This is a genomic window from Micrococcus sp. KRD096, from assembly GCF_017168495.1.
Classification (GTDB): domain Bacteria; phylum Actinomycetota; class Actinomycetes; order Actinomycetales; family Micrococcaceae; genus Micrococcus; species Micrococcus luteus.
This window is the reverse complement of the sequence record NZ_JABFAY010000015.1, coordinates 17,330-27,061: the sequence shown is the minus strand read 5'-3', so window position 1 is coordinate 27,061 and position 9,732 is coordinate 17,330. Positions and strand designations below refer to the sequence as shown.

Genomic DNA, 9,732 nt, shown 5'->3' with positions numbered 1-9,732 from the left:
GGCCCCTCGCGTCCCCGCACCCCCTGACTCCCTGAACGAAAGGAGCGTCCGTCATGGCCAAGCAGCTGGCTTTCAACGACGACGCACGCCGCGCCCTCCAGGCCGGCATCGACAAGCTCGCCGACACCGTCAAGGTCACCCTCGGCCCCAAGGGCCGCAACGTGGTGCTCGACAAGGCGTGGGGCGCCCCCACCATCACCAACGACGGCGTCACGATCGCCCGTGAGGTGGAGCTGGAGGACCCGTACGAGAATATGGGCGCCCAGCTCGCCAAGGAGGTCGCCACCAAGACCAACGACATCGCGGGCGACGGCACCACCACCGCCACCGTGCTGGCCCAGGCGCTCGTGAACGAGGGCATGCGCCAGGTCGCCGCCGGCGCCGCGCCGGGCGAGGTCAAGAAGGGCATCGAGGTGGCCGTGGCCGCCGTCGAGCAGCGCCTGCAGGAGAACGCCCGCCCGGTCGAGGGCCAGGAGGTGGCCCACGTGGCCGCCATCTCGGCCCAGAACGACGAGGTCGGCGAGCTGCTGGCCCGCGCGTTCGACACGGTCGGCACCGACGGCGTCATCACCATCGAGGAGTCCTCCACGACCTCCACCGAGCTGGACGTCACCGAGGGCATGCAGTTCGACAAGGGCTTCCTGTCCCCGTACATGGTCACCGACGCCGAGCGTCAGGAGGCCGTGCTCGAGGACGCCTACGTCCTGATCAACTCGGGCAAGATCTCCAACGTGCAGGAGCTGCTGCCCCTGCTGGAGAAGGTCCTGCAGGCCAACAAGCCGCTGTTCGTGATCGCCGAGGACATCGAGGGCGAGGCCCTGTCCACCCTCGTGGTGAACAAGATCCGCGGCACCCTGAACGTCGTGGCCGTCAAGGCCCCGGGCTTCGGCGACCGCCGCAAGGCCATGATGCAGGACATCGCGATCCTCACCGGCGCCCAGGTCGTCTCCCCGGACCTCGGCATGAAGCTCGAGCAGGCCGACCTGGACGTGCTCGGCTCCGCCCGCCGCATCACCGTCACCAAGGACGAGACCACCATCGTCGACGGCGGCGGTGCGGCCGAGGACGTCGAGGCCCGGGTCGCCCAGATCAAGGCCGAGTCCGCCGCGACCGACTCCGACTGGGACCGCGAGAAGCTCCAGGAGCGCCTCGCCAAGCTCTCCGGCGGCATCGGCGTGATCCGCGTGGGCGCCGCCACCGAGGTGGAGCTCAAGGAGCGCAAGCACCGCATCGAGGACGCCGTGTCCTCGACCCGCGCCGCCCTCGAGGAGGGCATCGTGGCCGGCGGCGGCACCGCGCTCATCAACGCGCTGACCGCGCTCGACACCGACGCCGACGTCCAGGCCCTGACCGGCGACGCCGCCGTGGGCGTGGACATCGTCCGCAAGGCCCTGAAGCAGCCGCTGCGCTGGATCGCCCAGAACGCGGGCGAGGACGGCTACGTGGTGGTCTCCAAGGTCGCCGAGCTGGAGCCGAACCACGGCTTCAACGCGAAGACCGGCGTCTACGGCGACCTGATCGCCGACGGCGTGATCGACCCGGTCAAGGTGACCCGCTCCGCGCTCGCCAACGCCGCCTCCATCGCGGCCCTCGTGCTGACCACCGAGACCCTCGTGGCGGACAAGCCCGCTGAGGAGGACGAGGCCGACCACCAGCACTGACCCCTCCGTCGGCCCTGACGCGGCCGGCCGACGACGACGGCCCCTCACCCGCCCGGGTGAGGGGCCGTCGTCGTCCGGGCGGGAGACGCCGGCCGTCCGGGGTGCCCTCTATGGTGTGCCCATGGACACACCCACGCCGCCCCGTCCCACCGGGTCCCACACGACCCGGACCCCGGCCCGGCCACGGCTGCGCCGCTTCGTCCGCGAGTTCTCCTATCCGCACGGCATCCACCCGGCCCTCGTGCCGGGCGTGTCCGTGGAGGACCGCCGGGTGCGCTACGGCGTGGACCGGGTGATCCTCGCCGTCGTCGGCCTGCTGGTGGTCGGCTTCGTGGTGTGGGGTGTGCTGCAGCCGGACGCCGTGCTGGCCGTCTCGAGCGCGGCCCTCGACTGGGTGATGGTCCACGCCGGCTGGCTGTTCGTCCTGCTGGCCATCGGGATGGTGGTGTTCCTGCTGGTCCTGGCGTTCTCCCGGTACGGCGAGATCCCGCTGGGCCTGGACGGGGAGAAGCCCGAGTACTCCACGGCGAGCTGGTCGGCCATGCTCTTCGCGGCCGGCATCGGCATCGGCATCATCTTCTTCGGCCCGTACGAGCCGCTGACCTACTACCTGGCCCCGCGCCCGGGGGCGTACGAGGCGGGGAGCGAGGAGGCGGTGACGGGCGCGCTGGCCCAGGCCGCGCTGCACTGGGGCGTGAACGCGTGGGCGATCTACGCGATCGTCGGCCTGTCGGTCGGCTACGTGTCCTACCGCCGGGGCCGGGTGCCGCTGATGAGCTCGATCATCGCGCCGCTGTTCGGCGACTCCCCGCGCAGCGACTCGGTCGGCGCGCGCCTGATCGACGGGCTCGCGATCATCGCCACATTGTTCGGCACGGCGGCCTCGCTGGGCATCGGCGCCCTGCAGATCGGCCGCGGCGTGGAGATCGTCTCGGGGTGGTCGGCGCCGGGGAACACGGTGGCGCTGGGGATCATCGTGGTGCTCACGATCGGCACCATCGTCTCGGCGGTGTCTGGTGTGGCCCGCGGCATCCGGTGGCTGTCCAACATCAACATGCTGCTCGCCCTCGGCCTGGCGCTGTTCTTCTTCGTCGTCGGCCCGACGGCGTTCCTGCTGAACATCGTGCCCGGCGTCCTGATGGACTACGTCTCCTCCGCCCCGGACGCCCTCGGCGCCTCGATGGCCGAGGGGGAGGACATGCAGGAGTTCCTCTCCAACTGGACGATCTTCTACTGGGCGTGGTGGGTCAGCTGGGCCCCGTTCGTGGGCGTGTTCATGGCGAAGATCTCGAAGGGCCGGACCATCCGCCAGTACGTCCTCGGCGCCCTGTTCATCCCGGCCGCGGTGATCGTGGGCGCGTTCACGATCATCGGCGGCACCACCATCTGGCTGCAGCGGACCCGGGGCTCCGTGGCGCCGGACGGCACGGCCGCCTCGCTGCCTGCGCCGGCGGAGATCTTCTGGGTGGTCCTGGACCAGCTGCCCGGCGGCGGGCTGGTGGCCCCGGTCGTGATCATCATGCTGGCGGTCTTCTTCATCACGACGGCGGACTCCGCCTCGATCGTGAACTCGCAGCTCTCGCAGCGCGGCGACCCGGCCCCACGCCGCATGATCACGGTGTTCTGGGCACTGTGCATGGCGGGCATCGCCGTCGTGATGCTGCTGACCGGCGGCGACACCGCGCTCACCGGCCTGCAGAACCTCATCACCATCACGGCGCTGCCGTTCACCGTGGTGCTCGTCCTCATGGCGGTCGCGCTCCAGCGCGAACTGGCCAACGACCCCTTCGCGATCCGTGACCGGTACCAGCGGGCCGCCGTCGAGAAGGCGACGGTGCGGGGTCTGGTGGAGCACGGGGACGACTTCGCGTTCACGGTGGAGCGCACCCCGCCGGGCAGCTGGTACGCGGCCGGCGAGGGGTTCGACTCCACCGCCGCGGAGATCACCGACTGGTACCGCCGCACGGACGAGGACGGGAACCCCGTGGACTACGACTACGTGCTGGGCGAGTACCTGGACGAGGGGGACGGGGACGGCGCGGACGGGCCCGCCGGAGCGGGCCCGTCCGGTCGCTGACTCAGGCGCGCGGCTCCGGGGTGCCGACGAGCTCGGCGCGGGAGTCGGCGGTCGCGTGGGCGCGGGCCTCGACGATCTCCTCCTCGTCCTCGCCGAAGATGTCGCCGCGCGGGGCGTCGTAGCGGTCCCGGTCGAGGATGCCCTCCTGGGAGGCCACGAGCGCGGGGATGAGGGCCTGGCCGGACACGTTGAGGGCGGTGCGGCCCATGTCCACGATCGGGTCGACGGCCAGGAGCAGGGCCATGCCCTCGAGGGGCAGCCCGGCGGTGGACAGCGTGAGCGTGAGCATCACGGTGGCGCCGGTGGTGCCGGCGGTCGCGGCCGAGCCCAGCACGGACACGAGCGCCACGAGGGCGTACTGGCTCAGGCTCATCTCGATCCCGTAGAACTGGGCGATGAACACGGCGGCCACGGCCGGGTAGATCGCGGCGCAGCCGTCCATCTTGGTGGTGGCGCCCAGCGGGACGGCGAAGGAGGCGTAGCCGGTGGGCACGCCGAAGTTGCGCTCGGCCACCCGCTGGGTGACGGGCAGCGTGCCGAGGGAGGAGCGGGAGACGAAGCCGAGCTGGAACGCCGGCCACACGCCGGTGAAGAACTGCTTGACGGAGAGCCCGTGCAGGCGCGCCAGCAGCGGGTACACCACGAGCATCACGAGGGCTAGGCCCACGTAGATCGCCACCACGAACTTGGCCAGGGTGCCCATCGTGGACCAGCCGTACGAGGCCACGGCGTTGCCCAGCAGGCCGATGGTGCCGATCGGGGCCAGGCGGATGATCCACCACAGCAGCTTCTGGATGATCGCGAGCACCGAGCGGGAGAACGTGAGGAACGGGGCGGCCTTCTCGCCGACCTTGAGCGCGGCCACGCCCACGACGATCGCGATCACGAGGATCTGCAGCACGTTGAACGTGGGGGAGGAGGCCAGCGCGCCGTCCTCGCCCGCCGTGGTCTTGACGGTCAGGCCGAGGAAGTTCGCCGGCACCAGGGAGGTCAGGAAGTCGAGCCAGCCGACGTCCTTGGCCTGGTACGACGCCGGCGCGGTCTGGCCGGTGCCCACGCCCGGTTGCAGCACGACGCCGACGGCGAGGCCGATGAGCACCGCGATCAGGCTCGTGATGGCGAACCAGAGCAGGGTCTTGGCGGCCAGGCGGGCCGCGTTGGTCACCTGGGCCAGGTTGGCGATGGAGGCGACGACGGCGAAGAAGACCAGCGGGACGACCGCGGCCTTCAGCAGGCTGATGTAGATGCTGCCGACGGTGGCCAGCGTCTCACCGAGCCAGGTCGGGTGCTCGGCGGTGTGCCCCGTCGCGCGGGCGATCAGGCCCAGGACGAGGCCGAGGACGAGGGCGGCGGCGATCTGCCAGCCGAAGTTCGACGTCCAGGCGGGGAGCCGGCGTCGGGGCGCCGGTGCGGGGGAGGACTGTGCGGTGCTCATCCGGGGAGGTTAGGCAGTCCAATACCATGACGCCGAAACGGATTGCGCCATGTGACGTCGTGGTGACGTCCGTCTCGTCCCCACGTGGCCCAGTGCGAAGGCCCTGTGACGTGGCCCGCACCCGGGTCGCCGGTTTGACCCCCGGGCATAGAATCGCGGAAACACCCGTCCCGAAAGGCGCCTTCGTGACCACCACCAGCACCGGTCCCAGCCCCGAGCCCGTCCACTCCTCCTCGGATCCCTTCGGCTTCTTCGGCCTCACCTATGACGACGTCCTGCTGCTGCCCAACGCCACGGACGTGATCCCCGCGGACGCGGACCCGGGCACCCGGCTGACCCGCAACATCCGCTTGAACATCCCCATCGTCTCCGCGGCGATGGACACCGTGACCGAGGCCCCGCTGGCCATCGCCATGGCCCGCCAGGGCGGCATGGGCATCATCCACCGCAATCTGTCCATCGAGGACCAGGTCCGCCACGTGGACACCGTGAAGCGCTCCGAGTCGGGGATGATCAAGGACCCCGTGACCATCGGCCCCGACGCCACGCTCGCCGACCTGGACGAGCTGTGCGCCCAGTACCGCGTCTCGGGCCTGCCGGTGGTGGCCGAGGACATGACGCTGCTGGGCATCATCACCAACCGCGACACCCGCTTCATCCCGCGCGAGGAGTGGGCCACCCGCACGGTGGACACCGCCATGACCCGCATGCCGCTGATCACCGCGCAGGAGGGCGTCTCGCGCGCCGAGACCATCCGCCTGTTCTCCCAGAACCGCGTGGAGAAGCTGCCGCTCGTGGACGATGCGGGCCGCCTGACCGGCCTGATCACCATCAAGGACTTCGACAAGGCGGAGCAGTACCCGGACGCCGCGAAGGACGACGAGGGCCGCCTGCGCGTCGGCGGCGCCGTCGGCTTCTTCGGCGACGGCTGGGAGCGCGCCATGGCGCTCGTCGAGGCGGGTGTGGACGCCCTCGTGGTGGACACCGCGAACGGCCACACGCACGGCGTGCTGGACATGATCGCGCGCCTGAAGAAGGACAAGGCGGCCGCGCACGTCGACGTCATCGGCGGTCAGGCCGCGACCTACGCGGGCGCCAAGGCGATCGTCGACGCCGGCGCGGACGCCGTGAAGGTGGGCGTGGGCCCGGGCTCGATCTGCACGACCCGTGTGGTGGCCGGCGTCGGCGTCCCGCAGATCACCGCCATCTACGAGGCGGCCAAGGCCACGCGCCCCGCGGGCGTCCCGCTGATCGCCGACGGCGGTCTGCAGCACTCCGGTGACATCGGCAAGGCCCTCGTGGCCGGCGCCGACTCGGTGATGCTCGGCTCCCTGCTGGCCGGCACGGCCGAGTCCCCGGGCGACCTCGTGTTCTACCAGGGCAAGCAGTTCAAGACCTACCGCGGCATGGGCTCCCTGGGCGCCATGCAGACCCGCAACGGCACGCGCTCCTTCTCCAAGGACCGCTACTTCCAGGCGGACGTGCCGGACGAGGACAAGCTGATCCCCGAGGGCATCGAGGGCCAGGTGCCCTTCCGGGGCCCGATCGCCTCGGTGGTCCACCAGCTCGTGGGCGGCCTGCGCCAGACGATGTTCTACACGGGCGCGTCCACGGTGGCCGATCTCAAGGAGAACGGCCGCTTCGTGCGCATCACCGCGGCGGGCCTGAAGGAGTCCCACCCGCACGACATCATGATGACCGTCGAGGCGCCGAACTACCGTTCGCGCTGACCCGCACGTCGGGTCCGGGGGGAGCCCCCGGACGGGGCGGCGCCGACGACACGGTCGGCGCCGCCCCGTGGCGCCTGGGCTAGGCTGGCCCGGTGACGAACCAGATTGAGATCGGCCGCGGCAAGCGCGGCCGCCGGGCCTTCTCCCTCGACGACGTGTCCGTGGTGCCCGCGCGGCGCACCCGGGATCCCCAGGACGTCAGCCTCACGTGGCGCATCGACGCCTACACGTTCGACATGCCCGTGATCGGTGCGCCCATGGACTCCGTGATGAGTCCGGAGACCGCCATCGCGATGGGGCGGCTGGGCGGTCTCGGCGTCCTCAACCTCGAGGGCCTGTGGACCCGCCACGAGGATCCGCGCCCGCTGCTCGAGGAGATCGCCGCCCTGGAGGCCGGCCCGGCCGGGACCGAGGCCACCCGCAAGCTGCAGGAGGCCTACGCGGCCCCCATCCGCCCCGATCTGATCACCGAGCGCCTCGCACAGATCCGCGAGGCCGGCGTCGTCGTCGCGGGCTCGCTGACCCCGCAGAACACGCAGGAGTTCTACCGCACCGTCGTGGCGGCGGGCGTGGACCTGTTCGTCATCCGCGGCACCACCGTCTCGGCCGAGCACGTCTCCTCCACCCAGGAGCCGCTGGACCTCAAGCAGTTCATCTACGAGCTGGACGTGCCCGTGATCGTGGGCGGGGCGGCCGGCTTCACGCCGGCCCTGCACCTGATGCGCACCGGCGCGGCCGGTGTGCTCGTCGGCTTCGGCGGCGGCGCGTCCACCACCACGCGCCACGCCATGGGCATCCGCGTGCCGATGGCCACGGCCATCTCGGACATCGCCGAGGCGCGCCGCGACTACATGGACGAGTCCGGCGGCCGCTACGTGCACGTGATCGCCGACGGCGGCGTCTCCACCTCGGGGGAGATCGTCAAGGCGATCGCCATGGGTGCGGACGCCGTCGTCCTGGGCGCCGCCCTGGCCCGCGCCACCGACGCCCCCGGCGGCGGCTGGCACTGGGGCCTCGAGGCCGCCCACCCGGAGCTGCCGCGCGGGCACCGCACCCACGTGGGCCAGGTGGCTCCGCTCGAGGAGGTCCTGTGGGGGCCCGGCCGCCACGCGGACGGCACGTCCAACCTGATGGGCGGCCTGAAGCGCGCCATGGCCACCTGCGGCTACACCGAGCTCAAGGACTTCCAGAAGGTGGAGGTCCTCGTGACCCCCACCCAGACCGTCTGATCCCCGCCGCCCCGAGGCGGCACCCCGACCGGAAGAGTTGATACGGCGTGCTGCGCACCGCCCTCAAGCCCGTCTGGCTGGCCACCCTGGTGCTGGCCCTCGTGGCGGCCGCGGTCTTCGTGGCGCTGTCCAAGTGGCAGTTCGAGTCCGCGGAGACGAACGCGCCGCCGCCGCGCACCCAGACCGAGCACGCCGTGCCGTTCCTGGAGCACGTGCGCCCCTACGAGGCCCTGCTCGGCTCGCAGGCAGACCAGGTCGTCACGGTCGAAGGGGAGTTCGTGCCCGGCACGGACGTCCTGGTCGGCCCGCGCCTGCTGAACGGCCGCGACGGCTACTGGACGGTCACGGCCCTCCGGGTGGCCGGCGCCCCGGACGGCGAGGTCGTCCCGGTGGTCCGCGGCTGGTCGGCCCGCGCCGACGTCGTGGACCCCGCGCCCGCCGGGCAGGTCACCGTCACCGGACGCCTGCTGCCCCCGGACGGGCCCCTGCCGCGTGAGGCAGCGGCCGAGGACACCGCCGACCGGCTCCTGTACCGCAGCCTGGCCCCGGCCCAGCTGGTGAACGTGTGGGACGAGCCGTCCTACGCGGCGTACGTCGCGGCGTTCGAGATGGTCGACGCCGCGGGCGCCGAGACGGGCGCGGCCGGCCCCGGCGGGCTCGAGCCGGTGTGGGTGGCCCCGCAGCCGGAGGAGACCCAGATCATCTGGCTCAACGTCTTCTACGCCGTGGAATGGATGCTCTTCGCCGGCTTCGCCCTGTTCCTGTGGTGGCGGTTCGTCCGCGACGACCACGTCCGGGACGAGCACGAGCGCCGGCTCGACGAGGAGTGGGCCGCGCAGTGGCGCGCCGAGGAGCTCGAGCGGCGCCGGGCGGCCGCGCGCGAGGCCAAGGAGCGGGCCGTCGCGGCACAGTCCGCGGCGCACCCACGCCAGGACCACGACGACGGGGCCGCGCGCCCCGACCCCCGCGACCCGGGCCCCCGTGGGCCCCGAGAGGAGCAGAGCCGATGAGCACCCAGCACCCCGGCCCCCAGCCGGTGGACCCGGCGAGCCTGCCGGATCCCGAGGACATCACGGAGGCCGACCTGCCCGAGCCGCCCCCGCGGCCAGGCCGGGAGCATCGCCGTTTCGCCGGCACCCAGCAGCAGATCCGCTCCGCCACCCGCCTCTACGTGGTGTGCGCGTGGATCACCGGCATCATGCTCCTGCTGCTCGTGGCGGAGATGGTGCTGAAGTACGGCATGCACGTGGAGCTCTACGCGGGCGGCACCACCCTGGACGGAGAGGCCAACGGCCTGGGGCTGCACCCCACGGACAGCGTGACCGGGGGAGTGAACCTGTCCCTGTTCATCCTCATCGCCCACGGCTGGATGTACGTGGTGTACCTGCTCGCCTCGTTCCGCCTGTGGTCCCTGATGCGCTGGGAGCCGCTGCGCCTGCTGGCGATGGCCGGCGGCGGCGTCGTGCCGTTCCTGTCCTTCGTGGTGGAGAAGCGCATGACCCGCGTGGTCCGGGACGAGCTGCACCGCTTCCCGGACGCCGCGCGGCGCTACTGAGCGCCTCGACTATCCTGGACGGGTGACGCAGAATGCCCCCCACCC

The 9,732-nt window shown here is 71.9% G+C and carries 7 protein-coding genes; 6 read left to right on the top strand and 1 reads right to left on the bottom strand.

Annotated features, from left to right (window positions below; all coding sequences use genetic code 11):
• The first annotated feature begins 53 nt into the window (after window positions 1-53).
• Together groL and J1M41_RS06200 are read left to right on the top strand one after the other, a co-directional pair.
• Window positions 54-1,661, top strand: a complete 1,608-nt coding sequence (groL, locus tag J1M41_RS06205; RefSeq protein ID WP_061867094.1) for a chaperonin GroEL — start codon at window positions 54-56, stop codon at window positions 1,659-1,661.
• A 121-nt stretch (window positions 1,662-1,782) separates the two neighbouring features.
• Window positions 1,783-3,738, top strand: a complete 1,956-nt coding sequence (locus J1M41_RS06200) for a BCCT family transporter (RefSeq protein WP_206451384.1) — start codon at window positions 1,783-1,785, stop codon at window positions 3,736-3,738.
• A 1-nt stretch (window position 3,739) separates the two neighbouring features.
• Here the strand turns inward: J1M41_RS06200 and J1M41_RS06195 are convergent, their stop codons facing one another.
• On the bottom strand, window positions 3,740-5,173 hold the full coding sequence (locus J1M41_RS06195; protein WP_206451383.1) for a dicarboxylate/amino acid:cation symporter: 1,434 nt from the start codon (window positions 5,171-5,173) through the stop codon (window positions 3,740-3,742).
• A gap of 185 nt (window positions 5,174-5,358) precedes the next feature.
• On the opposite strand from J1M41_RS06195, the gene guaB reads away from it, so the two are divergent.
• The 4 genes from guaB to J1M41_RS06175 all read left to right on the top strand — a co-directional run bounded on the left by guaB (window position 5,359) and on the right by J1M41_RS06175 (window position 9,687).
• Window positions 5,359-6,903 carry an IMP dehydrogenase gene (guaB, locus tag J1M41_RS06190; protein WP_206451382.1) on the top strand — a complete coding sequence of 515 codons (1,545 nt, stop codon included), beginning with the start codon at window positions 5,359-5,361 and terminating at the stop codon, window positions 6,901-6,903.
• 92 nt (window positions 6,904-6,995) lie between these two features.
• Entirely contained in the window at window positions 6,996-8,132 is a 1,137-nt protein-coding gene (locus J1M41_RS06185; protein WP_098094651.1) for a GuaB3 family IMP dehydrogenase-related protein, read from the top strand.
• Between the two features lie 47 nt (window positions 8,133-8,179).
• Window positions 8,180-9,142: an SURF1 family protein gene (locus J1M41_RS06180; protein ID WP_098094654.1), complete on the top strand. Its 963-nt coding sequence runs from the start codon at window positions 8,180-8,182 to the stop codon at window positions 9,140-9,142.
• Entirely contained in the window at window positions 9,139-9,687 is a 549-nt protein-coding gene (locus J1M41_RS06175) for a DUF3817 domain-containing protein (protein ID WP_036340922.1), read from the top strand. Before J1M41_RS06180 ends, J1M41_RS06175 begins: the two co-directional genes overlap by 4 nt.
• Window positions 9,688-9,732: the final 45 nt, after the last annotated feature.